Here is a 22,744-nt window from a genome sequence, read left to right on the forward strand (position 1 = left end):
GTGAGCGAACGCCCGAGCAGCGGAAGTAACACCGGCGCAATGCCCGCCAGCAGCAGAAACGGCAGCGCAAAGCCCACCAGAAACAGGACAGTGCGCGAGGTCGTCTTCGTCGACGGCGTCCGCACCCCGTTCGGCCGCGCCGGCGAGAAAGGCATCTACGCGGGAACGCGTGCCGACGACCTTGTGGTCAAGTGCATCCGGGAACTGATGCGTCGCAACCCGTCCCTGCCCGCCGAGCGGATCGACGAAGTGGCCATTGCGGCGACAACACAGACCGGCGACCAAGGCCTGACCATCGGCCGCACCGCCGCCCTGCTGGCCGGGCTGCCGCGCACCGTGCCGGGCTTCGCGATCGACCGGATGTGCGCCGGCGCAATGACCGCCGTGACCACCACGGCAAGCGGCATCGGCTTCGGCGCCTACGACGTTGTGATCGCCGGGGGTGTGGAGCACATGGGCAACCACCCGATGGGCGCCGGCGCGGACCCCAACCCCCGCTTTATGTCCGAACGGATCGTGGACCCGGCCGCCCTGAACATGGGCAACACCGCCGAAAACCTGCACGACCGCTTCCCCGCCATCACCAAGGACCGCACCGACGCTTACGCCGTTGCTTCCCAGGACAAGCTGGCGGCCGCCTACGCCAAGGACCAGATCCAGCCTGACCTGGTGCCCGTCGCGACCATGAAGCCGGGCCAGGGCTGGACTGTGAACACGGTGGACGAACCACCGCGCCCGGGCACCTCCGTGGACGACCTCGCCGCGCTCAAGACCCCGTTCCGCGCCCACGGCCGGGTCACGGCCGGCAACGCCGCCGGCCTCAACGACGGCGCCACGGCCGCACTGCTGGCCTCCGCCGACGCCGCCGAGGAACTTGGCCTGCCGGTCAAGATGCGCCTGGTCAGCTACGCCTTCGCCGGCGTCGAACCCGAGGTCATGGGCATCGGCCCGGTCCCGGCCACCGAAAAGGCGCTCAAGAACGCCGGGTTGGGCATCGAGGACATCGGCCTGTTCGAAATCAACGAGGCCTTCGCCGTCCAGGTGCTCAGCTTCCTGGACCACTTCGGCATCGCCGACGACGACCCCCGGGTCAACCGCTACGGCGGGGCGATCGCCGTCGGGCATCCGCTCGCCTCCTCCGGCGTGCGGCTGATGAACCAACTGGCCCGCCAGTTCGAGGAGGATCCCACGGTCCGTTTCGGCATGACCACGATGTGCATCGGCCTGGGCATGGGCGCCACCGTGATCTGGGAGAACCCGCACCACGCCGACTACGGCTTCGACATTGACAAGGCCACCGCCACCACCACCGAGACTGGAGCCGCAGCATGAGCGCCGCAGATTTCCGCAAGCTTGCCGAGCTTTTCCCGAACGAGACGGTCACCCACTCCTACGTCCAGGACATCAAACTACCGGCCGTCAAGGGCAGCAGCCCCGGCACGTTCGCCCTGGTCACGCTGGACAACGGGCTTGACCACACCAAACCCACCACCCTGGGCCCCAACACCCTGATCGAACTCGGCACGGTCCTGGAAAGCCTGAAGGAGCGTGCAGCGCGCGGGGAAATCGTGGGCGTCGGCGTCACCGGCAAGCCCTACTTCCTGGTCGCGGGCGCGGACCTGTCCACGGTCAAGTCGGTCAGCGGCCGTGAACAGGGCCTCTGGATGGCACAGCTCGGCCACGAGGTCTACTCCACCCTCGCGAACCTGGGCGTCCCCAGCTTCGCCTTCATCAACGGCCTCGCCCTGGGCGGGGGGCTGGAGATCGCACTGCAGTCCACCTACCGGACGGTGTCCACCGCGGCCGGGGCGCTGGCCCTGCCCGAGGCCTTCATCGGCCTGATCCCGGGATGGGGCGGCGTGTACATCCTGCCCCGCTTGATCGGCCCGGAAAACGCCCTCAAGGTGATGATCGAGAACCCGCTGAGCAACAACCGCACCCTCACCGGGCCGCAGGCGTTCAAGCTGGGAGTGGCGGACGCCATGTTCGAGCCGGCGGACTTCGTCGAGCAGTCCGTCGCGTGGGCCGCGCAGGTCATTGCCGGCGCCGTGGCGCCCGAGCGCGCCAACGCCGTCGACCCCACCGAGCCCGAGGTCGCCGCCCGCTGGGCCGGCGCCATCGCTGCGGGCCGCGCCTTCGTAGAAGCCAAGACCTCTAACGCCTCCCCCGCACCGGCCAAGGTCCTGGAGGTCATGGAGGCCACCCGCACGCTGACGCAGGCCCAGTCCGCGGAGCTGGAATGCGAGACCCTCGCGGACCTCATGCAGACGGACGAGTTCCGTTCCACCGTCTACGCCTTCCTGGACCTCGTGCAGCGCCGGTCCAAGCGCCCCGCCGGCGCCCCGGACCGCAAGCTCGCGCGCCCGGTGACGCGGATCGGCGTCGTGGGTGCCGGCCTTATGGCCAGCCAGCTGGCCCTGCTCTTCGCCCGCCAGCTCAAGGTGCCCGTGGTGATGACGGACATCGACCAGGCCCGCGTGGACAAGGGTGTGGGCTACGTGCACGCCGAAGTGGACAAGCTGCTGCAGAAGGGCCGCATCAGCCCCGACGCAGCCAACCGGACCCGGGCGCTGGTCACCGGATCGGTGTCCAAGGAGGCCTTCGCCGACGCCGACTTCGTCATCGAGGCGGTCTTCGAGGAACTCAATGTCAAGAAGCAGGTCTTCAAGGAAGTGGAGGCGATCGTTTCGCCGGAGTGCATCCTCGCCACCAACACGTCCTCACTGTCCGTCACCGCGATGGCCGAAGACCTGGAGCACCCGGAGCGGCTGGTCGGCTTCCACTTCTTCAACCCCGTGGCCGTGATGCCGCTGCTGGAAATCGTCCGCGCCCCCAAGACCGACGACGCCGTGCTGGCCACCGCGTTCGAGCTCGCCAAGGGGCTCAAGAAGTCCGCTGTGCTGGTCAAGGACGCCCCGGCGTTCGTGGTGAACCGCCTCCTGCTGCGCCTCATGGGCGAAGTGACGGCCGCCTTCGACGAGGGCACCCCGGCTGACGTCGCGGACAACGCGCTGCGCCCGATGGGCCTGCCGATGACGCCGTTTGTCCTCGGCGCCATGGTGGGACTCCCCGTCGCGCAGCATGTCCAGGAATCGCTCCATACGGCGTTCGGGGACCGGTTCCCGGTCTCGCAGAACCTGCAGAAGCTCATCGACAACGGGGTGAAATCCATCTGGGATCCGGCCTCGGTGACAGCCGGCAAGCCGTCCATCCCCGCCGAAACCCTGGCGCTGATGTCCTTCGGCGACACCCCCTCCACGGGCGAGGAAGTACTGCGCCGCACGCAGGACGCCCTGGCCGAGGAAATCGGGCTCATGCTGGACGAAGGCGTGGTGGCCGGCCCGGAGGACATCGACCTCTGCATGATCCTCGGCGCCGGCTGGCCGATGTTCCTCGGCGGCATCACCCCGTACCTTGACCGGGTGGGCGCCTCCGAACGGGTCAATGGCCGGAAGTTCCTGGCCCCCGGCGTGGCGTCCGAACCCGCCTAGGCAGGCTCCCCTCAGCGGCGGCGGTCTTCAGAGTTCCTGAAGCCCGCCGCCGCTGAGCTTTAAGACCCTGTGTGCAGTCGCCCGGGCATAGCTGAGGTCGTGGGTGACAAGCACGACGGCAACGCCCCGCGCGGCCGAGTCCTCGATGGCCCGGTGCAGGAACTCCAGTCCATGCCGGTCCAGTCCCACGGCCGGCTCATCCAGGACGAGCACGGCAGGTTCGCGGGCCAGGACGGTCGCCAGGGCGAGCAGCCGCTGTTTCGAGGACGGCAGTTCCGCCGGGTGCGTTTCCGCGTCCGCGGACAACCCGACGGCGGCCAGCGCCGCCTGCGCCCGGGCGCCGGCCTCCTTGCCAAAGAGCCTCCGGAGGCCGAAGCTGACCTCCCGCAGCACCGTCCGCTCAAACAGCTGGTCCCGGGGGTGCTGGAAGAGCAGTCCCACCGAAGCTGCCACGCGGCCGGCCGGGAGACCGGCAATGCTGGTTCCGGAGACCCGCACTTCCCCGGTGTCCGGGCGGAGCAGCCCGTTGAGGTGGCGCAGCAGCGTTGACTTCCCGGCCCCGTTCCTTCCGGTGACGGCAACAATCTCGCCGGGCCGCACCGCGAGGCTCAGATCCCGCAACACCGGCTCCGCCACAGCCCGGCCGTCCGGCGGGAAGCTGAACCCGACGCTGTTCAGCTCCAGGGCCGGCGCGGGCTGGGGCTTGGGCTGGAACTCGGGCTGGTGCGCGGGCGCTGGCTCCTGCCGGGCGTCCCGGAGGGCTGCCTGCCGTTGGATGCCCGACGCTTGGACGACCGGCGGTTGGGCGGCCGGAGCCTGGATGACCGGAGCTTGGATGACCGGAGCTTGGCTAACAGTGCGGGCGGCAGCGGTGTGGGTCACTGCGTGGATCACGGTCCCGGTCCGGGCGAGTTCGGCTGACCGGATCAGCTCCCGGGGCGGGCCGCCGGCGGTGGCGGTGCCGCCGTCGAGGAGCAGCCAGTGCGCGGCGGGGCGGACCAGTCCGTCAACCGCCTGGCTCAAGACAACGACGGCGGTACCGGCACCGGTGAGCCGGCTGACGAGGTCCCGGACCAGGATGACCCCGGCCGCGTCCAGGGAGGCCAGCGGCTCATCGAGCACCAGGACGTCGGGGCCGGTCACAACAGCGCAGGCGATGGCCAGCCGGCGCAGTTCTCCGCCGGACAGAGTGGCGGGGTCCCTGCCCAGGAGTGCGGCCAGCCCGGTCAGCTCCGCGATGCGGGCAACCTCCCTGACCATGTCCGGCCGGGCGGTGCCACGGTTCTCAAGGCCGAAGGCAATCTCCTCGGCCACCGTGGAGCGCACAGTGGAGAGCATGGCGGCCGCATCCTGCGGGACGTAGCCCACCCGGCCCGCCCAGGCGGCGGGATTGATCCGGGGATCGTCCGGGCCGCCGCGGAACTCCAGCAGCTCTCCCGCCAACCCCAGGGCGCCGGCGAGCGTTCCGGACTGTCCGGGCCGGAGCCAGCCGGCCACCAGCTTCCCCAGGGTGGTTTTGCCGCTGCCGGATCCGCCCAGGACGGCGGTCAACATGCCGGACGGGACGCTGACCTCGACGTCCCGCAGCGCAGGATCAGTATCCCCGTGGAAGGTGAAGCTGCCGATCCGGGCGGTCAGCACGGCGTGCCCGGGCGTGGTGACGGTAGCTGCCGTCACGGGTGCGCCGGTTGTCGTGGGTGCGCCGGTTGTCGTGGGTGCGCCGGTTGTCGTGGGTGCGCCGGTTGTCGTGGGTGCGCCGGTTGTCATGGGAATCCCGGGGCCGGCCAGGAGGCCCCGAGCCGGAGTGCCACGGCGGTACCGGCGAGCACCAGGAGCGCGGCCCGGAACCGGCGCTGGGCGGGCGGGTCCTGCACTTCGCGGTAGCTGGTGGTGGGGCCCGGGGTGCCGAAGCCACGGGCGTCCAGGGCCTGGGCGCGGTTCCCGGAGTCCTCCATCAGGCCCAGGACGAGCGGGACCATCTGGACCCGTACCGCAACGAGCCGGGACACCACACCGCCGCGGACCACCAGTCCGCGGGCTTCCTGCGCCGCCCTGACGGCATCGAGCCTGCCGGCCATGGCCGGCAGGAGTGTCAGCGCGGAGGCCAGGACGAAGCCGAACTGCGGCGGCAGCCCCCGCGCGGCCAGCGCGGCGACCAGGTCGGGGGCGCTGACGGTGAAGGAGAAGAGCAACAGCACCAGCACGCAGGCGCCTGTCCGGGTGCCCGCCTCCAGGGCGAAGGACAGTCCTTCCACCGTGACCCGGGCCGGCCCCCAGGCAGCCAGGACGGTGCGTCCCTCCGGGAAGAACAGCCCGTGAAGCATCAGCAGCGACAGCCCCAGGGGCAGCAGGACCGCCGCCGCTGCGGCGAGCACGCGGCGGCCGACTCCGGCTCGGATGGCCAGGAGGGCCGCCGCGAGGGCGACCGCGACGGACAGCGGCCAGTGGCCTGCCGCCGTCGTCATCACCGCGGCGCAGCCGGCCGCCGTCAGCGACGTCAGCGGGTGAAGGGTGGAGGGCATTCTTGTGGGCGCTTCCAGCTCAGGCTTGCGGCTGACTGTCCGGTTGCGTCTGCGCCTGCCTCTCCGTCTGAGTCTGCTGCTGGCGCTCCGGCGCGGCAACGCTCCTACCGGCGAGCACCCGGAACTTGCGGACGAACGGGAACTGGAAGGTGGTGCGCCGCGGCAGCGCATAGACCAGCAGGGCGGCAATAGCGAAGACAATGGCCTTGTCCATGGGGTCGGAGATCAACGCCTGCTTGGTGATGGCGGCGAGCAGGGTGTCGCCCATCGCGCGGAACGCGCTGACCACCGCTCCGGTGCCGAGGGCCCGCGGTGCCGCCGAAGACGAAAGCCGCGATCGGGGCGGAGACGACGCCGGCGAGGATGCCGGTGACAAAGCCAGCCACGGGCGCGAGGTAGAAGCGCCGGAACAGACCGCTGCGGGCTGCCAGGCCGGCCAGGAAGCCGATCAGCGCAGCCCCGGCCGCGAAAGGCAGCACGGTCGGGTTGATGAAGGACCACACAATGGTGCTGAGGGCGCCGGTGGCGGCTCCTGCGGCGGGGCCGGCGAGGACCGCGATCAGCACGGTGCCGATGGCGTCGACGTAGAACGGCAGCCCGGTGGTGCCCATGAGCTGCCCCAGCACGACGTTCAGGACCAGGGCCACCGGCATGAGCACCAGCGTGGAGGTGGGGAGGGCCGGAAGCGCCGCGGCGATCAGCAGGACGGCGCCCAGCAGGAATCCGCCAAGGGCCACGAGCGCCGGGAAGCTGGCCGGGCCGTTGGCGATGTCCGCCGGCTGGGTGAGGACCAGGAAGAGGTAGGTGGCCGCGATCGCGGCGGCGCCGCCCAGTTCCAGCAGGCGGCGGTTGCGCTGTGCCTTAGTTCTGCCGGCGGCGGAGCCGGTGGCAGGGAGGGTCAGGGACTGCTGTGACATGGGGATGGTCCTTCGATGGGAGCTGCAACATCCGCCTATGTCACCTCGGCGCAGCTACCATCCTAACCAGTTGCGGGCGGCCCGGCGGACGTGATCCGCCGCGCCAGTGCGCCGATGGAGGAAATCAGCTCCTCGAAGCACTGCTCCGGGTGGTTGGTGGCCACGATCCGGGCGTTGGGCGGCACGCCCCAGCGACCGCGGAAGTCCGCCACCGTGGTGCCGATCAGCAGCGGCGAGGCGGTTTCGACGTCGACCGTGGCCAGGCGGGCCGTGAACGGGGTGCGTCCGACGGCGGCGCAGGCCGCGAAGGCGTCATGCATGTGCGCCACATAGCCCTGATCGTAGAGCCGGTGGAACTCCATGTAGAACCGGATGGCGTCGGACAGGCAGGCCACAAGCGGGCTGGCCGAGGCGCTGCGGAGGCCCTCCGGCTGCTCCGGCAGGACCAGTTCCGGCCCCGCGCCGGCGGCCTCGCCGAGGCGCCGGAGATGGTCGGGCAGCATCTCGATGCGCTCCGTCGTCTCCAACGCGCACACCAGCGGCAGTTTGTCCTCCGGCAGGCCGCGGAAGGCGGCGAAGACCTCCTTGGCCGCGTGCGGGTCCACCGAGGTGTTCCATTCCGCCGTCGGCGTCGTGTTGCCCTGGTAGTAGAAGCTGCCGCCCATGATCACGAGGCCTTTGAGCAGCCGCGGCAGTTCGGGTTCGCGGCGCAGGGCGAGGGCGAAGTTGGTCAGCGGGCCCGTGATGAGCCCGGTGATCTCCCCCGGGTGCGCCCTGACTTCGTCCACCCAGATGTCGACGGCGTGCCGCGGCGAGATGCGGGCGGCCGGTGCCGGCAGCTCGGCGTAGCCGATCCCCTGCGGCCCGTGGGTCTCCTCGGTAGTGACCAGCGGGATTTCCAGCGGCACCTCGGCTCCGACGGCCACTTCGACGCCCTGCCGGCCGCAGAGCTCCAGCAGCGCCAGGTTGTTGAGCGCCACCTGCCGGGCACCAACGTTCCCGGCCGTGCAGGTGATCGCCTGGAGGTGGACCTCCGGGCGGGAGAGGAGGTAGACCAGGGCCAGTGCGTCGTCGATTCCGGTGTCGACGTCCATCAGGATTCTCCGGCGTGCAGCGGGCACGTCAGGCAGGGCCCCCGGGATGGCGGCCGTGGAGGTCAGCTCCATCTAGAACAGCGCGACCTTCGGCGTCCGCGGGAAGAGGTCGCCCAGCTCGGCACGTTCCGCGGCGCTGGGGACCCAGGCCACGGCGGCCGCATTCTGACGGACCTGTTCGGGCCGGGTGGCGCCGGCGATGACGCTGCTGACCGAGGGCTGGGCCGCGAGCCAGGAGAACGCAACCTGGATTTCGTTCAGGCCGCGTTCGGCGGCGAATTCAGTGAAGGCACCCAGCTGGTCCCAGTCGGCGTCGTGAACCAGGTTGGTGCGGGTGTGGCTGAGGCGCGAGCCCTCGGGAGCAGTGTCCTTGGCATACTTGCCGGTCAGCAGGCCGTTGGCCAGCGGGAAGTACGGCAGGACGCCCAGGCCGTAGGCTTCGGCGGCGGGGGTGACCTCAAGTTCAGCGCGGCGGTCCAGCAGGTTGTAGTGGTTCTGGCTGGAGATGAAGCGCGCTCCGCCGCGGGCGCGGGCCACGAATTCGGCCTCGGCGATCTGCCAGCCGGCGCGGTTGGAGTGGCCGATGTAGCGGACCTTGCCGCTGGTGACGAGCTCGTCGAGGGCGTCGAGGGTCTCCTCGATCGGGGTCAGGGGGTCGGGGGTGTGGAACTGGTAGAGGTCGATCCAGTCCGTGCCGAGCCGGCGCAGCGAGGCCTCGGCGGCCTTGATGATGTAGCGGCGGGAGCCGCGGGCACCGAAGTCGTTGCCGTTGGCGCCGCGCATGTCCATGCCGAACTTCGTGCCGATCACGGCGTCGTCGCGGCGGCCCCGCAGGGCCTTGCCCAGCATGGTCTCGCTGAGGCCAGGTTCCTTGCCGTAGGTGTCCGCGACGTCGAAGAAGGTGATGCCGGCGTCCAGGGCCGCATGCACAACGGCGTCGGTCCCCTCCTGCGACTCGGTGGCCGTATTGGCCCGGCCCAGGTTGTTGCAACCCAGCCCTACGACGGAGACGGTCAGTCCGGAATTTCCCACACGGCGGTATTCAGTCATGGGGTTCAGCCTATAACGGCCGGGCGCCGCTCCCGGGCAGGGCAGGCGGGGCCGCTCCCGGCAGCCGGCGTCAGGCGGCCGTGGGCGCGACTGTGGGCGCGTCTGGGGGCAGCGCGGTCACCCTGCGGGCAGTTCCAGCCCTCGTTCGTCCAGGGCATCCTCGAGCTGGGCAAGTGTCCGCGGGCAGATACCGTGCATCCCGGCAAGCCGGCGCCGGCCAAGCTGCACGAGGTGTTCGAGGGTTTCCACCCCCGCGTGCGCCAGCGACCTGCGTGCCGGCGCCGCCAGTCCCGCGGGGAGCGGAGTGTTGCCTGGTTGGGATGATCTGCGCGTCATTGCGTTGCCTTTCAGTCGGTTGCCCCCAAACTGATGCGAGCCGTGCCCGGCTCCGTGCAGGTGTTCCTAAAGCGTGAAGCTGTTGGCCGGCTTCGGTGAGTGCTTGAGCTTGAACGACGTCTCGCCGAACGCTGCGGCGCCGATGCTCAGCTTGGTGAAGTCGAGGTCCTCGCCGCGGATGCAGACCTTGATGGCATTGACGGCCTTGTTGACGTCCGGGGTCAGGATGAAGATGTTGAGCTTGGCGTCGGAGAACTCCGAGCGGTCCACGACTCCGAGCCCGCGCCAGGCCAGGTGGCTGATGAGCGCGTCCTTGGCCTTTTCCTCGAGGTACCGGTCCCGGGAGGTCCCGTCCTTGGTTTTCAGTGCGTACTGGGCCACCACCCAGAACTGCTCCCCCTCGGGAATTTCGGCGTACCCGTCTTCGGCGCACTGCACGGCGAAGGCATCCATAAGCCGCTCCGCGGCCTCGGAGTCGGCGGCGTCGGTCTCTTCCGTGGTGCTCTGGTGCCCCACGACGCCGTGGTTCATGACGAATTCGTTGAACTCCTCGTCGATCCAGGCTTCCCTGAACTGCAGGGTGCCTTCTTCGTCCCGCTTATAGACCCGGATAATTCCGCTCATGCCCGTCCTCTCCTGAACCATTCGCGGTCTGTGCCGTCGAACGGTGGCTGCTGTGCCTTGACGGCCTGGTAAAGCTGATCTGACGCGGCGGTGATCCGGTCCACCACGTCTGCGGGGTAGCCCATCTCGATCCGGTGCTCGGCAAACTCGTCCTCATCGTCCACGTACACTCCGCGGTCCACGGTCCGGATCACATCCAGGTCCATGTCGATCAGGTGGAACTCGGTGACTCCCGGCCGGATCGGCATCCAGCCGTGGTCCGTCGCCAGGTCCACGTAGACCTGGACCCCGGCGGGGTGGGCTTCGTCGTAGAAGGTGGCCACGTACTCGCCGGAGCGCGGGACCAGCAGCACGGCGTCGGATTCGGCATAGAACGCCGCGCCCGGGCGGGAGCAGAACTCATTGGTTCCCTGGAAGATCCACCAGCCATGGGCGTCCTCGCCAAGATACGTCCCGGGCACCACCCAGTGCGCTGTGCCGTTCCATTTCCGGTTCCGGGAGACCACCAGGTCGCCCGGCGCCAGGCCGTCGGGTGTCCTCACTGAATCGGCAGGCTGCCCGTGGTGGGATGCGTCTGCCCGGGAAGGGGCCGCGCGAACGGCACCTTGGTCCCCAGGACCTGCGCGACGACGTCGTGCGTGATCTGCTGCGCGGTCAGGCCGACCCGCTCCAGGACCTGGCTGCGGGATCCGTGGACCAGGAACTCGACCGGGAGGCCCACCTCGTTGAGGGCGGTGTCCACCCCGGCGGCCCGCATTTCCTGCCGGATCCGGGACCCGACGCCGCCGGCGCGGACTCCGTCCTCGATGCAGATGACGAGGCGGTGGTGGGAGGCGAGGGCGATGACGGATTGGGGAACCGGGAGGACCCAGCGCGGATCCACCACCGTGGAGCTGATGCCCTGCGCGCCGAGCCGGTTGGACACGTCCAGGGCGAGTTCGGACATCGCCCCGACGCTGACGATCAGCACGTCGTTGTCGCTGGAGCCGGCCGGGCGGCGCGCCAGCACGTCCACGCCGTCGCTGAGCCGCTCGATGGCCTCCACCTCGGCCCCGACGGTGCCCTTGGAGTAGCGGATCACCGTGGGGGCGTCCTCGATGGCGACGGCTTCACGCAGCTCCTCGCGCAGCCGGGTGGCGTCGCGGGGTGCGGCGAGGTGCAGGCCGGGCACGATCTGGACCATGGCCATGTCCCACATGCCGTGGTGGCTGGCGCCGTCGGGTCCGGTGACACCGGCCCGGTCCAGGACGATGGTGACGCCGGCCTTGTGCAGGGCGACGTCCATCAGGAGCTGGTCGAAGGCGCGGTTCAGGAACGTCGCGTAGACCGCGACGACGGGGTGCAGTCCGCCGAAAGCCATGCCGGCGGCGGAGGTGAGGGCGTGCTGTTCGGCGATGCCGACGTCGAACACCCGCTCCGGGTGCCGCGCCGCGAACTTGTGCAGCCCGACGGGGATCAGCATGGCGCCCGTGATGCCCACGATGTCCTGCCGCTCATCCGCGATGTCGGCGATCTCGTCGGCGAAGACGGACGTCCAGGACTTCGCGCCGCCGGCCTCGGTGGGTTCGCCGGTCTCCGGGTCGATAATCCCGACGGCGTGGAACTGGTCGGCTTCGTGGGCGCGGGCGGGCGCGTAGCCGTGGCCCTTTTCGGTCATGGCGTGCACAATCACGGGACCGGCGTAGTTCTTGGCGGTGGCCAGTGCGGCTTCCATGGCCTGGAGGTTGTGGCCGTCCACGGGGCCGATGTACTTCATCCCGAGGTCCTCGAACATGCCCTGCGGGGCCCACCAGTCCTTGACGCCCTTTTTCATGGCGTGCAGGCTGCGGTAGGTGAACTGGCCCGCGGGTCCGCCGTTCTGCAGCTTCCTCCGCCACCAGTCCAGGGTGCCCTCGTAGGCGGGTGCGGCGCGGAAGGAATCGATGGTGGGGCGCAGCGAGGCGAGGTAGTCCGCGAATCCGCCCACGGTGGGCGCGTAGGAGCGGCCGTTGTCGTTCACAACGATCACCACGCGGCGTTTCTTGTCCGCGGCGATGTTGTTGATGGCCTCCCAGGCCATGCCGCCGGTGAGGGCGCCGTCGCCGACGACGGCGATGACGTACCGGTCGCCGTCGCCGGTCAGCTGCCGGGCGCGGGAGATCCCGTCCGCCCAGGAGAGCGAGGAGGAGGCGTGCGAGCTTTCGACGATGTCGTGCTCGGATTCGGCGCGGTCCGGGTAGCCGGACAGGCCGCCCTGCTGGCGCAGGGTGCTGAAGTCCTGGCGTCCGGTGAGGAGCTTGTGCACGTACGACTGGTGGCCGGTGTCGAAAACGATGCTGTCACGGGGGGAATCGAAGATCCGGTGGACAGCGATAGTGAGTTCAACGACGCCGAGGTTGGGACCCAGGTGCCCGCCCGTCTGGGAGACGTTGCCGATCAGGAATTCCCTGACCTCGGCTGCCAGCTGATCCAGCTGCGCCTCGGACAACTTGCTCAGGTCCTGCGGATTCCGGATGGTCTCCAAGATTCCCAACGGCCCCTCCTTCGGGTGGTAGACATGCCTTTTAACTCTAACGCCTCCGGAGAAGCCCTGGTGCCGGAACGGGAAAGCCCCGGTCCGTCGGTGACGGGCCGGGGCTTTCTCGTTGGACTGCTGGTCTGCGCTAGCTCGCCGAAATTTGGCGCAGCACGTACTGCAGGATGCCGCCGTTGCGGTAGTAGTCCGCCTCGCCCGGGGTGTCGATGCGCAGGACCGCATCGAAGGACGTGACGGTGCCGTCAACAGCGGTGGCAGTGACCTTGAGCGTCTTCGGCGTGGTGCCTTCGTTGAGGGCGGTGACGCCTTCAACCGCGAAGGTTTCCGTGCCGGTCAGCCCGAGGCTGGCAGCGTTCTGGCCGGCCGGGTACTGCAGCGGCAGGACGCCCATGCCGATCAGGTTGGAGCGGTGGATGCGCTCGTAGCTTTCGGCTACGACGGCCTTGACGCCCAGGAGCGCGGTGCCCTTGGCTGCCCAGTCACGGGATGAGCCGGAGCCGTACTCCTTGCCGGCCAGGACCACCAGCGGGATGCCGGCGGCCTGGTAGTTCTGCGCGGCGTCGTAGACGTAGGCCTGCGGGCCGTCAGCCTGGGTGAAGTCGCGGGTGAAGCCACCCTCGACGCCGTCCAGGATCTGGTTCTTGATGCGGATGTTCGCGAACGTTCCGCGGATCATGACCTCGTGGTTGCCACGGCGTGAACCGTAGGAGTTGAAGTCCTTGCGTTCCACACCGTTGGCCAGCAGGTACTGCCCCGCCGGGGTGTCCGACTTGAAGGAACCTGCCGGGGAGATGTGGTCCGTGGTGACGGAATCGCCGAGCTTCAGCAGCACGCGTGCGCCGGTGATGTCCTTGACGGGCTCCGGCTGCGCCTTCATGCCCTCGAAGTACGGGGGCTTCCGGACGTACGTGGACTTCGGATCCCAGGCGAAGGTGTCGCCGGCCGGGGTGGAGAGTGCCTTCCAGCGGTCGTCGCCTTCGAAGACGCCCTCGTAGCCGCGGGCGAACATGTCCTTGTCGATCGAGGAGTCGATGACCTGCTGGACCTCAACCGGGTTCGGCCAGATGTCTTTCAGGAAGACGTCGTTGCCGGCCTCGTCCTGGCCCAGGGCATCGTTGTCGAAATCGAAGTCCATGGTCCCGGCCAGGGCGTAGGCGATGACCAGCGGCGGGGAGGCCAGGTAGTTCATCTTCACGTCCGGGTTGATGCGGCCTTCGAAGTTGCGGTTGCCGGACAGCACAGCGGTGACGGAGAGGTCGTTGGCCTGGATGGCCTCGGAGATCTCGGCGTCGAGCGGGCCGGAGTTGCCGATGCAGGTCGCGCAGCCGTAGCCGACGATGTAGAAGCCGAGCTTCTCCAGGTACGGGGTCAGGCCGGACTTGTTGTAGTAGTCCGTGACCACCTTGGACCCGGGAGCCACGGAGGTCTTGACCCACGGCTTCGAGGTCAGGCCCTTGTCGACGGCGTTGCGGGCCAGCAGTGCGGCGGCCAGCATCACGGACGGGTTGGACGTGTTGGTGCAGGACGTGATCGAGGCGATCGACACCGCACCGTGGTCCAGCTCGAACTCGCGGCCGTCCGCGGTGGTGACGCTGACCTTGTTGGACGGGCGGCCATTGGCCGCCGGGCCGTGCGCGTGCGGGGCCTCGTCCGTGAGGTGGCTGCCGGAGCCCGTGAAGGACGGCGAGTCGGAAGCGGGGAAGCTTTCGTCGATGGCCTCGTCCACGCTGCCGTCGACCAGATCTTCCTTCACGTAGTTGCGCAGGTCCTGGCGGAACTGGTCCTTGGACTCGGTGAGGATGATGCGGTCCTGCGGGCGCTTCGGGCCGGAGATCGACGGTACAACCGTGGACAGGTCCAGCTCGAGGTACTCGGAGAACTTGATCTCGCGGGAGGGGTCGTGCCAGAGGCCCTGTTCCTTCGCGTAGGACTCCACCAGGGCAACGTTTTCCTCGGACCGGCCGGTGAGGCGCAGGTAGTCGAGAGTGACGTCGTCGATCGGGAACATGGCGGCCGTGGAGCCGAACTCCGGGCTCATGTTGCCGATGGTGGCGCGGTTGGCCAGCGGCACAGCCGCGACGCCTTCGCCGTAGAATTCCACGAACTTGCCCACCACACCGTGCTTACGCAGCTGTTCGGTGATGGTCAGGACGACGTCGGTGGCGGTCGCGCCGGCCGGGATGGACCCGGTCAGCTTGAAGCCCACGACGCGCGGGATCAGCATGGAGACGGGCTGGCCGAGCATCGCTGCCTCGGCTTCGATGCCGCCCACGCCCCAGCCCAGCACGCCCAGGCCGTTGACCATGGTGGTGTGGGAGTCGGTGCCGACGCAGGTGTCCGGGTAGGCCCGGAGAGCTCCGTCAACTTCACGGGTCATCACGGTGCGGGCCAGGTACTCGATGTTGACCTGGTGCACAATGCCGGTTCCCGGCGGGACCACCTTGAAGTCGTCGAACGCGGTCTGGCCCCAACGCAGGAACTGGTACCGCTCGCCGTTGCGCTGGTACTCGATCTCCATGTTGCGCTCCAGTGCGCCGGAGTTGCCGAAGGCGTCGATCTGCACGGAGTGGTCGATCACCATCTCGGCAGGTGCCAGGGGGTTGACCCGCTTGGGGTCTCCGCCGAGTTCCTTGACTGCTTCACGCATGGTGGCAAGGTCCACAACGCAGGGCACGCCAGTGAAGTCCTGCATGATCACGCGCGCCGGCGTGAACTGGATTTCAGTGTCGGGCTCGGCGCTGGGGTCCCAGCCGGCCAGTGCTCGGACGTGATCGGCCGTAATGTTGGCGCCGTCCTCGGTCCTCAACAGGTTTTCAAGCAATACCTTGAGGCTGAACGGAAGGTTTTCTGCACCTTCAACGGAGTTCAACCGGAAAATTTCGTATTCGGTACCGGCTACATTAAGTTTGCCTTTTGAACCGAAGCTGTCCACAATGCTCATCGCAGGACTCCTCTCGCAACAGTTTCATCTTTGTCGCGCCGCAGACCCCTTGCTAGTTAGGTGGTCCTAACTAATGCTTGGCCTTGTTCGCACAAGGATCAGTAAGGTGCAGGAGGTCAGCCGTGATTACGGAGCGCGACGTCGGACTACTCCGCCCATCCTAGTGGCCTCAGCCCCGGGGAGTCAGCAGCGCCACAGTCTCCATGTGATGTGTGTGCGGATACAGGTCAAACGCCCGCAGCCCGTTCAGTTCCCAGCCGGACTGCTGGAAATAGCCCACATCGCGGGCAAAGGACGCGGGATCGCAGGACACGTAGGCGACGGCCCGGGGGCCGGCGGCGACCAGCTGGTTCACTACGGCCTTTCCGGCGCCGGCCCGCGGCGGGTCCAACAGGACGGCGTCGAACGTGCGCGCCTTATCGCGCAGCACCCGCTCCACCCGGCCCTGGACGATTTCGACCTGGGGTGCGTCATGGAGGTTCTTGCGGGCGTCCCGGCTGGTCCCGGGCGAGCCTTCCACGGACAGGACGGACCCGGTGACGCCCACGGCGTCCGCGAGCGGCCCGGTGAAAAGGCCAGCCCCGGCGTAGAGGTCCGCGACCGCGGCGCCGGCGTCCAGGAAGCCGCCGTCGTGCAGGAAGCCGGTGACGGCGCCGATGAGGGTGTCCGGGGCGTCGCGGTGGATCTGCCAGAAACCGTCGCCGGTGACGCGGTAGTCGTGGCCGGCGGCGGATTCCTGCACGTAGGTGCGCCCGCGCAGCCGCAGGACCTCGCCCTTGACCGGGTCGAAGCTGGCCACCGAGACGTCCTCGGGCAAGTGGGAGAGAACCGCACTAAGCCGCTTCGCGCGGGTTCCCGCGGCCGGGACCAGGAGCACCAGCGGGCGGGAACCGTTGGCCGGGGCGGCCACTTCAATGCGGTCGATGCCCTGCAGGTCGATGTCCCAGAGTCTGAGCGCGTTGATGGCGTCCACGGCCAGGGGCATGTCCCGGACGGGGAGGACGGTCTCGGAGCGGTGCGCGTGCATGCCGAGCTTCCCGGCCGGGGTCACGGCGAAGCCGGCGCGGGTCCGCCAGGCGAGGCCGGCCGTCTGCGGCGTTCCGGGTTCCCCCACCGCTTCCACGGTGATGGGCCGGTCGACGCCGGCCAGGCGGCGCAGCTGTTCGGCCAGTACCTCGGCCTTGAGGCTGCGCTGGCGCTCCAGGGAGATGTGGCCGAGTTCGGCGCCGCCCACAGGCGGGTGGCGGTGGGACCAGGAACGTACGGAATCTGCCAGGTCCCAGAAGTGCTCCACCCGGTCCGGGGAAGCGGCAAGCACTTCCACGACGTCGGCGCGCCAGAACTTCGCGTCCGGGCCGGACTCCGTGAGGCGGACCCGGACCTTTTCACCGGGAATGCCGTGGCGGACGAACACCACGCGCCCTTCATGCCGGGCCACGCAGTGCCCGCCGTGGGCCACCGGCCCGACGTCGACGGTCAGCTCGGTATGGGATTGCGTCTGGGTCTCGGAACTCATTGGATGTCCTGCAGTCTCTTGGCTTCTTCGGATGATTTCAGCTGCCACGGCACACTGGCCACCATAACGCCCGGTTCGAAGTGCAGCCGGGTCTTGATGCGCAGCGCTGTCTGGTTGTGCACCAGCTGCTCCCACCACTTGCCCACCACGTACTCGGGGATGTAGACGACGATCAGGTCACGGGGCGAATCGCGCCGCATGTTCTTGATGTACTCCATGATGGGCGTCACCGTTTCGCGGAACGGACTGGCCAGCACCGTCAACGGTACCGGGATTTCCAGCTTCTCCCAGTCCGCGACCGTTTGTTCGGTCTCTTCGGTGCTGATGTCCACGGTGATGGCGTCCAGCCGGGAGGGCCGGGACGCGCGGGCGTAAGCCAGCGCCCGGAGCACCGGCTTGCGGACGTGCGAGACCAGCAGCACGGCGTGCACGCGGGTGGGCAGGGCGCGCGGCGAGGTGTCCTCGTCCACCGCGAGCTCCTTGGCCACGTTGTCGTAGTGCGCCCGGATGCTCCACATGATCAGGAACAGCACCAACATGGCCACCAGCGCTATCCAGGCGCCCTGCTGGAACTTGGTGACGAGGACGATCACCAAAACCAGCGCGGTCATGCCGAAGCCGATGGTGTTAATGGTGCGGGACTTGACCATCCGCCGCTTCACCGCCGGGTCCTTGGCGAGCTTCAGCTCCCGGCCCCAGTGCCGGATCATGCCCAGCTGGCTGACCGTGAAGGAGATGAAGACGCCCACGATGTAGAGCTGGATGAGCTTGGTGACGTCCGCGTTGAACGCGATGATCAGCACCAGGGCGCCGGCGGCCAGGGCCAGGACGCCGTTGCTGAAGGCCAGCCGGTCCCCCCGGGTGCGCAGCTGGCGGGGCAGGTAACCGTCCTGGGCCAGGATCGAGCCCAGGACAGGAAAACCGTTAAACGCCGTGTTGGATGCGAACACGAGGATCACCCCGGTGGCGGCAACCACGATGAAAAAGAAGATGGACCCGCCGCCGAAGATGGTCTGGGCGATCTGGCTGATCGCCGGACTCTGGATGTACCCCTCAGGGGGCGGCTGGCCGTTCAGCAGAAACTCGGTGGCCGGATCCAGCACGATGTGCACCTTTGTGGCATTGGCGAGGTAGATGATCCCGGCCAGCATGGAAGCGGCGATCACGCCGAGCAGCAGCAGCGTGGTGGCGGCGTTTTTGCTCTTGGGCTTCTTGAAGTTGGGCACGCCGTTGCTGATGGCCTCAATGCCGGTCAGCGCCGCGGCGCCGGAGGAAAACGCACGGAGCAGCAGGAACGCGCCGGCGAGGCCAATAAGGCCTTCGTCGAAGCCGGGCGCGGGAACAATCGTAAAGGCTGCCGAGGGCGCCTCGCCCAGCTGGCCGGTGGCGGCCTGGAAGACGCCGACGGCGGTCATGCCGAGGATGGACGCCATAAAAATATAGGTCGGCAGGGCGAAGAGGGTGCCGGCCTCCTTGATGCCGCGCAGGTTCACGAGGGCCAGGATCACGACGCCGATCGCCGCGATGCCCGCCTGCTGGCCGTGCAGCGCGGGAACGGCGGTGGTCAGGTAGGTGGCGGCGGAGGACATCGACACGGCGACGGTCAGCACGTAGTCGACCAGCAGTGCGGAGGCGACGGTGAGTCCGGCGTACTTGCCCAGGTTCTCGTTCGCGATCTGGTAGTCGCCGCCGCCGGAGGGGTAGGCGTGCACGTTCTGGCGGTAGGAAGCGACCACGGTCAGCAGGACCACCATCACGGCGAGTCCCACCCACGGCGAGAATGCCACGGCGCTGACGCCGGCCAGCGCCAGCGTCAGGAGGATTTCGTCCGGTGCGTACGCCACGGAGGAGAGCGCGTCAGAGGCGAAAACGGGCAGGGCGATCCGCTTGGGAAGCAGGGTGTGGGCCAGGTTGTCGTTCCGGAACGGCCTGCCTACCAGCACCCGCTTCACGGCATTGAAAATTGTCGGCACCACACAAAGCTAGTCCCAATCGGACCCGATGTCATGACGGCGGCATTCCCTGCCCGTCTAGCCCTCCGTGCGGGCCGCCGGGCGGGCGGCCGGGCAGGCTGCCGGGCGGGTGGCTCCGCGCTGCTGCAGGGCAGGTTGCGCGGCAGGTTGCGCGGCTGGCTCCGTGCCCGGCAGTGGCCGGTATTGTTTTACGCAGCAGCAGTCAAAGGAATAAGTAGGAGGCACGGTTGGCGCACTTCGTGATCATGGGTTGTGGCCGCGTGGGGGCAACCCTCGCGCACACCCTCGAGGACGCGGGCCACTCCGTGGCCATCATTGACCAGGATGACCGCGCGTTCCGGCGGCTCCGCGCGGGCTTCACGGGCCGCAAGGTCACCGGCGTCGGATTCGACCGGGAGACCCTGAAGCAGGCCGGCGTCACGGACGCCTATGCCTTCGCGGCTGTCTCCAGCGGCGACAACTCCAACATCCTGGCCACCCGGGTGGCCCGCGAAACCTTCCATGTGCCCCACGTCGTCGCCAGGATCTACGATCCGGGCCGCGCGGAGATCTACCAGCGGCTGGGCATCCCCACGGTCGCCGCCGTGCGCTGGAGCGCCGACCAGGTACTCCGGCGGATCCTGCCCGAACAGCACCTCGCCGGCGATTTCCGGGACCCCTCCGGCCGGCTGGTCCTCGCCGAGGTGGACCTGGACCCTGAGTGGATCGGCCACCCGGTGACCGCGATCGAGAAGGCGGCAGGTATCCGGGTCGCCTACCTCACCCGGTTCGGCGAGGGCATGCTGCCCGTGGCCGGCACCCTGTACCAGGACGGCGACACCGTGCATGCCATGCTGGGCGTGGACCGGAGCACCGAAGTCGCCCACATTCTTGCCAAGTCCCCCGCCAAGGAGTCCTAAATGAAAGTCGTCATTGTCGGGGCGGGAAGCGTCGGTTCCTCGATCGCGCGCGAACTGCTGGCCCACAAACACGAGATCCTGCTGATCGACCTGAAGCCGGAAGTGATCGGGCGCAGCGGCCTGCGCGGTGCCCACTGGCTGGTCGGCGACGCCTGCGAGCTGAGCACGCTCCAGGACGCGAAACTGGAGGACGCCGACGTCGTGGTCTCCGCCACCGGCGACGACAAGGTGAACCTGGTAGTCTCGCTGCTCGCGAAAACCGAATTCGGCGTCGGACGGACGGTGGGCCGGGTCAACAACCCCAAGAACGACTGGATGTTCGATGATTCCTGGGGCGTCGACGTCGCGGTTAACACCCCGCAGCTGATGACCGCACTGGTGGAGGAGGCGGTGGAGATCGGCGACCTGGTCCGCCTGCTGACCCTGCAGACCGGGGTGTCATCCCTGGTCGAGTTCACGGTTCCCCATGATTCGCACGTGATCGGGCTGACGGTGGGAAGCATTGACTGGCCGGAGGACTCCACCCTCGTGGCGATCCTGCGGGACCAGGCGCCCATCACCCCGAGCCGCGACGACGTAATCGACGGCGGGGACGAACTGTTCTTCGTGACCACGATTGCGGCTGAGGACGAGCTGCGCGCCCTGCTCTCCGCTGAGCCTGCGGACGAGGACGAGCCTGAGCATGAGCCGGCGGCCGCTGCCGCCGACGACGGCTTCGACGGCTGACTCCGTTGCGCTATCAGTTGGAGCGGTTATCGCACCCGGATAACCGCTCCAACTGACAGGTCAAACGGTTTTGGCGGCCGGAGCGGGCTTGGTCAGCAGCCAGGCGATCCAGATGCCCAGGATGTACAGCGGCGCGCCCATCAGGAGCCGTGTGGTGGCGAGGGCCGCGAAGCCCTGCTCGCCCATGAAGTACAGCGGGACCTGGACCAGCAACCGCAGGGCAAGCACCGCGATGATCACCCAGGTGCCGATCTGGTACGCCTTGACCCTGGCGGGATCCTTCCGCCAGTCCAGGCCCTCGTTCCGGATGAAGCCGAAGATCAGCCCCGCGAACGGCCAGCGGACGGCAATCGAGATCACCATCGCCACAATGTAGGCGGCGTTGGTGAAGAACCCCGGAACGTAGAAGTCCTCCGCCTTGCCGGTGCTGTTGGCAAGCCACGCGGAGATCCCGACGCCGACGATCCCCGCCAGTGCCTGCGTCAGCGGTTTGCGCTGGACCAGGCGGACAACGGTGAACGTGCCGGCCGCGGCCAGCGAAAGGATCAGAGCCAGGGGCAGTTCGCGGGTGATCGTGAAAGTGACCAGGAACACCAGGCCGGGAAGGATGCTTTCGGCGATGCCCTGGATCCCGCCGGCGCTTTTGAGCACGTCGATGTTGCCGTTGCTGGAACGGTGGAGCCCGGCCTTGGCCGCGTAGCCTTCGGCGAGGTCCGCGACGGTCGGCTGAGGTGCCGCGGGCTGGTCAACCGGAACCTGCCCGGCTGGAACCTTCCGTGCCGGGTTCTGCCCTGCCGGGTCCTGCCCGGCTGCTGGTTCGGACTTCTCGGGCACGGTCATTGCTCCTCCTGGCGGGAGAGTATTTCGTAGCGGGGATTGAACATGGTGGGCAGGCCGTCGCGGATGGTGACCATGCCCTGCAGGCGGAGTTCGGTGCCGGCGTCGACTCCGGGGATGCGGCGGCGTCCCAGCCAGACCACCCGGAGCCGGTCCTTGGGACCGGACGGCCGCTGGCGCCGGGCGCCGGCAGGCTGGGATGCGGCGGGTCGGGCTGCGCCGGGCTGCACTGTTTCGGGCCGGCCGGCTGCCGGGCCCGCGGGAACTGCCCCGGTGCCGCGGCTCTTGGCCCCCAGCGCCTTACTGCCGGGCGCATCGTGGTCCACAACAACCGCCGTGAAGGCAGCCACCTGGCTGGCCGGGGCGTAAGTGACCGACTCAATGAAGCCGTGGCACACCACCCGACCGCGGTCCGGCAGCCCCCTCACGGAGACCGGGGAAGCCGGATCCTGGCGACGGGCATCAGCCAATCTGGGTAATCTCCGGTCCACGTTCGGGCCGCTCGAGGTCCTGGGCGGACTGCGGGGCGGGTGCGGCATTGTCCTTGGGCAGGCGCAGCTGCAGCAGGTCCCGCGGCGGCATCGGGTTCTCTCCGCGGACCACCACAATCTGCCGGAACAGCGCCTCAAGCCCGGCGGCCGCGTCGCGGTCCACAGCAGCCTCGCCGCCGAGCACGCCGCGAAGGAACCAGCGGGGACCGTCGACGCCGATGAAGCGGGCCACGCGGTAGCCGTGGCTGCCGTCGGCGCCGCTGGCCGGGAGCTTGGCGAGCAGTTCGGTGCCGAAGCCGCCCTGGACTTCCTCGACCTGGCCGCCCTGGCTGCCGACCGACTGGCCGATCTGCTCGCGGATTTCGTCCCACAGGCCTTCGGAGCGGGGAGCCGCGAAGGCCTGGAGCTGGAGGCTCGAACCGTTCAGGTCCATGGTGACGGCGACGACCCGCTGCGTGGCCTCTTCGACCTCGAGCCGCAGTTGCAGGCCTTCCGCGGGAGCGATCAGGAGGGCGCCCAGGTCCACGTAGCCGTCCTGGTCCTCGATTTCCGACACGTCGAAGGGACCCGTGGCGCCGCGACCGGGGACAGCGGAGGGCGTCCCGGCAGTGTCATCGACGGAAGCGTCGGCAACTGCCTCCGGGGTTTCCCCGGGGTCCGTCGGTTCCTGCTTGGTTTTCCTGCCACGCCCAAAAACCATGGGGTTCTCTCCTTAGTTGTGATCCTGTGCCGCAGCGTCGTCCGCGACCGCGCGGCGCCTGCCGCTTGATGCTCTCTGTGCAGCAACAGCGGCCGGCCGATACGTCCTGTCG

The 22,744-nt window shown here is 68.7% G+C and carries 18 protein-coding genes and 1 pseudogene; 4 read left to right on the forward strand and 15 right to left on the reverse strand.

The window, feature by feature from the left end:
• The first annotated feature begins 39 nt into the window (after window positions 1-39).
• Both FS787_RS14640 and FS787_RS14645 read left to right on the forward strand, forming a co-directional pair.
• Window positions 40-1,332 carry an acetyl-CoA C-acyltransferase gene (locus FS787_RS14640; RefSeq protein ID WP_144673729.1) on the forward strand — a complete coding sequence of 431 codons (1,293 nt, stop codon included), beginning with the start codon at window positions 40-42 and terminating at the stop codon, window positions 1,330-1,332.
• Complete coding sequence (locus tag FS787_RS14645; protein WP_144673444.1) at window positions 1,329-3,491, forward strand: 3-hydroxyacyl-CoA dehydrogenase NAD-binding domain-containing protein; 2,163 nt, start codon at window positions 1,329-1,331, stop codon at window positions 3,489-3,491. The genes FS787_RS14640 and FS787_RS14645 overlap by 4 nt, the downstream gene beginning before the upstream one ends.
• A gap of 27 nt (window positions 3,492-3,518) precedes the next feature.
• Here FS787_RS14645 and FS787_RS14650 read toward each other — a convergent pair whose 3' ends face one another.
• The 12 genes and pseudogenes from FS787_RS14650 to FS787_RS14705 all read right to left on the reverse strand — a co-directional run bounded on the left by FS787_RS14650 (window position 3,519) and on the right by FS787_RS14705 (window position 18,979).
• Window positions 3,519-5,258 carry an ABC transporter ATP-binding protein gene (locus FS787_RS14650; protein ID WP_144673446.1) on the reverse strand — a complete coding sequence of 580 codons (1,740 nt, stop codon included), beginning with the start codon at window positions 5,256-5,258 and terminating at the stop codon, window positions 3,519-3,521.
• Window positions 5,255-6,013 carry an energy-coupling factor transporter transmembrane component T gene (locus FS787_RS14655; protein ID WP_144673448.1) on the reverse strand — a complete coding sequence of 253 codons (759 nt, stop codon included), beginning with the start codon at window positions 6,011-6,013 and terminating at the stop codon, window positions 5,255-5,257. Before FS787_RS14655 ends, FS787_RS14650 begins: the two co-directional genes overlap by 4 nt.
• Before the next feature lie 19 nt (window positions 6,014-6,032).
• Window positions 6,033-6,930, reverse strand: a pseudogene (locus tag FS787_RS14660) (ECF transporter S component).
• A 62-nt stretch (window positions 6,931-6,992) separates the two neighbouring features.
• Complete coding sequence (locus FS787_RS14665; protein WP_144673731.1) at window positions 6,993-8,024, reverse strand: nucleoside hydrolase; 1,032 nt, start codon at window positions 8,022-8,024, stop codon at window positions 6,993-6,995.
• A 72-nt stretch (window positions 8,025-8,096) separates the two neighbouring features.
• Complete coding sequence (locus FS787_RS14670; RefSeq protein WP_144673450.1) at window positions 8,097-9,074, reverse strand: aldo/keto reductase; 978 nt, start codon at window positions 9,072-9,074, stop codon at window positions 8,097-8,099.
• Window positions 9,075-9,191: 117 nt separating this feature from the next.
• A complete protein-coding gene (locus FS787_RS14675) occupies window positions 9,192-9,410 on the reverse strand; it encodes a hypothetical protein (protein ID WP_144673452.1) in 219 nt (72 codons plus the stop codon).
• 66 nt (window positions 9,411-9,476) lie between these two features.
• Window positions 9,477-10,034, reverse strand: coding sequence for a hypothetical protein (locus FS787_RS14680; RefSeq protein WP_144673454.1), 558 nt, complete (start codon window positions 10,032-10,034; stop codon window positions 9,477-9,479).
• On the reverse strand, window positions 10,031-10,576 hold the full coding sequence (locus tag FS787_RS14685) for a DUF402 domain-containing protein (RefSeq protein ID WP_144673456.1): 546 nt from the start codon (window positions 10,574-10,576) through the stop codon (window positions 10,031-10,033). Before FS787_RS14685 ends, FS787_RS14680 begins: the two co-directional genes overlap by 4 nt.
• Entirely contained in the window at window positions 10,573-12,546 is a 1,974-nt protein-coding gene (gene dxs, locus FS787_RS14690; RefSeq protein ID WP_144673458.1) for a 1-deoxy-D-xylulose-5-phosphate synthase, read from the reverse strand. Before dxs ends, FS787_RS14685 begins: the two co-directional genes overlap by 4 nt.
• Window positions 12,547-12,676: 130 nt before the next feature.
• Complete coding sequence (locus tag FS787_RS14695; protein ID WP_144673460.1) at window positions 12,677-15,490, reverse strand: aconitate hydratase; 2,814 nt, start codon at window positions 15,488-15,490, stop codon at window positions 12,677-12,679.
• Window positions 15,491-15,659: 169 nt separating this feature from the next.
• On the reverse strand, window positions 15,660-17,006 hold the full coding sequence (locus FS787_RS14700) for a class I SAM-dependent RNA methyltransferase (RefSeq protein WP_144673462.1): 1,347 nt from the start codon (window positions 17,004-17,006) through the stop codon (window positions 15,660-15,662).
• Window positions 17,003-18,979 carry an APC family permease gene (locus FS787_RS14705; RefSeq protein ID WP_186329213.1) on the reverse strand — a complete coding sequence of 659 codons (1,977 nt, stop codon included), beginning with the start codon at window positions 18,977-18,979 and terminating at the stop codon, window positions 17,003-17,005. The genes FS787_RS14700 and FS787_RS14705 overlap by 4 nt, the downstream gene beginning before the upstream one ends.
• Window positions 18,980-19,206: 227 nt before the next feature.
• On the opposite strand from FS787_RS14705, the gene FS787_RS14710 reads away from it, so the two are divergent.
• Together FS787_RS14710 and FS787_RS14715 are read left to right on the forward strand one after the other, a co-directional pair.
• Window positions 19,207-19,878 carry a TrkA family potassium uptake protein gene (locus FS787_RS14710; protein ID WP_144673466.1) on the forward strand — a complete coding sequence of 224 codons (672 nt, stop codon included), beginning with the start codon at window positions 19,207-19,209 and terminating at the stop codon, window positions 19,876-19,878.
• Window positions 19,879-20,604 (forward strand): TrkA family potassium uptake protein, encoded by a 726-nt coding sequence (locus FS787_RS14715; protein WP_144673468.1) that lies wholly within the window; start codon window positions 19,879-19,881, stop codon window positions 20,602-20,604.
• A 60-nt stretch (window positions 20,605-20,664) separates the two neighbouring features.
• Here FS787_RS14715 and FS787_RS14720 read toward each other — a convergent pair whose 3' ends face one another.
• Genes FS787_RS14720 through FS787_RS14730 form a run of 3 tightly spaced genes read right to left on the reverse strand, consistent with a single transcriptional unit; the run spans window position 20,665 to window position 22,632 of the window.
• The gene (locus FS787_RS14720; RefSeq protein ID WP_144673470.1) at window positions 20,665-21,444 is read right to left on the reverse strand and encodes a DUF3159 domain-containing protein; all 780 of its coding nucleotides are present in this window, start codon (window positions 21,442-21,444) and stop codon (window positions 20,665-20,667) included.
• Window positions 21,441-21,911 carry a hypothetical protein gene (locus tag FS787_RS14725; RefSeq protein WP_144673472.1) on the reverse strand — a complete coding sequence of 157 codons (471 nt, stop codon included), beginning with the start codon at window positions 21,909-21,911 and terminating at the stop codon, window positions 21,441-21,443. Before FS787_RS14725 ends, FS787_RS14720 begins: the two co-directional genes overlap by 4 nt.
• Complete coding sequence (locus tag FS787_RS14730) at window positions 21,904-22,632, reverse strand: DUF3710 domain-containing protein (protein ID WP_144673474.1); 729 nt, start codon at window positions 22,630-22,632, stop codon at window positions 21,904-21,906. Before FS787_RS14730 ends, FS787_RS14725 begins: the two co-directional genes overlap by 8 nt.
• Window positions 22,633-22,744 lie beyond the last annotated feature (112 nt).

Origin of the sequence: Arthrobacter sp. U41, assembly GCF_007679325.1 — a bacterium.
Taxonomy (GTDB): Bacteria; Actinomycetota; Actinomycetes; order Actinomycetales; family Micrococcaceae; genus Arthrobacter.

Coding starts and splice junctions, on each gene's coding strand:
- FS787_RS14730 (WP_144673474.1), bottom strand. CDS start 22,632: ATGGTTTTTGGGCGTGGCAGGAAAACCAAGCAGGAACCGACGGACCCC.
- FS787_RS14650 (WP_144673446.1), bottom strand. CDS start 5,258: ATGACAACCGGCGCACCCACGACAACCGGCGCACCCACGACAACCGGC.
- FS787_RS14695 (WP_144673460.1), bottom strand. CDS start 15,490: ATGAGCATTGTGGACAGCTTCGGTTCAAAAGGCAAACTTAATGTAGCC.
- FS787_RS14670 (WP_144673450.1), bottom strand. CDS start 9,074: ATGACTGAATACCGCCGTGTGGGAAATTCCGGACTGACCGTCTCCGTC.
- FS787_RS14720 (WP_144673470.1), bottom strand. CDS start 21,444: ATGACCGTGCCCGAGAAGTCCGAACCAGCAGCCGGGCAGGACCCGGCA.
- FS787_RS14665 (WP_144673731.1), bottom strand. CDS start 8,024: ATGGACGTCGACACCGGAATCGACGACGCACTGGCCCTGGTCTACCTC.
- FS787_RS14655 (WP_144673448.1), bottom strand. CDS start 6,013: ATGCCCTCCACCCTTCACCCGCTGACGTCGCTGACGGCGGCCGGCTGC.
- FS787_RS14645 (WP_144673444.1), top strand. CDS start 1,329: ATGAGCGCCGCAGATTTCCGCAAGCTTGCCGAGCTTTTCCCGAACGAG.
- FS787_RS14675 (WP_144673452.1), bottom strand. CDS start 9,410: ATGACGCGCAGATCATCCCAACCAGGCAACACTCCGCTCCCCGCGGGA.
- FS787_RS14715 (WP_144673468.1), top strand. CDS start 19,879: ATGAAAGTCGTCATTGTCGGGGCGGGAAGCGTCGGTTCCTCGATCGCG.
- FS787_RS14640 (WP_144673729.1), top strand. CDS start 40: ATGCCCGCCAGCAGCAGAAACGGCAGCGCAAAGCCCACCAGAAACAGG.
- FS787_RS14680 (WP_144673454.1), bottom strand. CDS start 10,034: ATGAGCGGAATTATCCGGGTCTATAAGCGGGACGAAGAAGGCACCCTG.
- FS787_RS14700 (WP_144673462.1), bottom strand. CDS start 17,006: ATGAGTTCCGAGACCCAGACGCAATCCCATACCGAGCTGACCGTCGAC.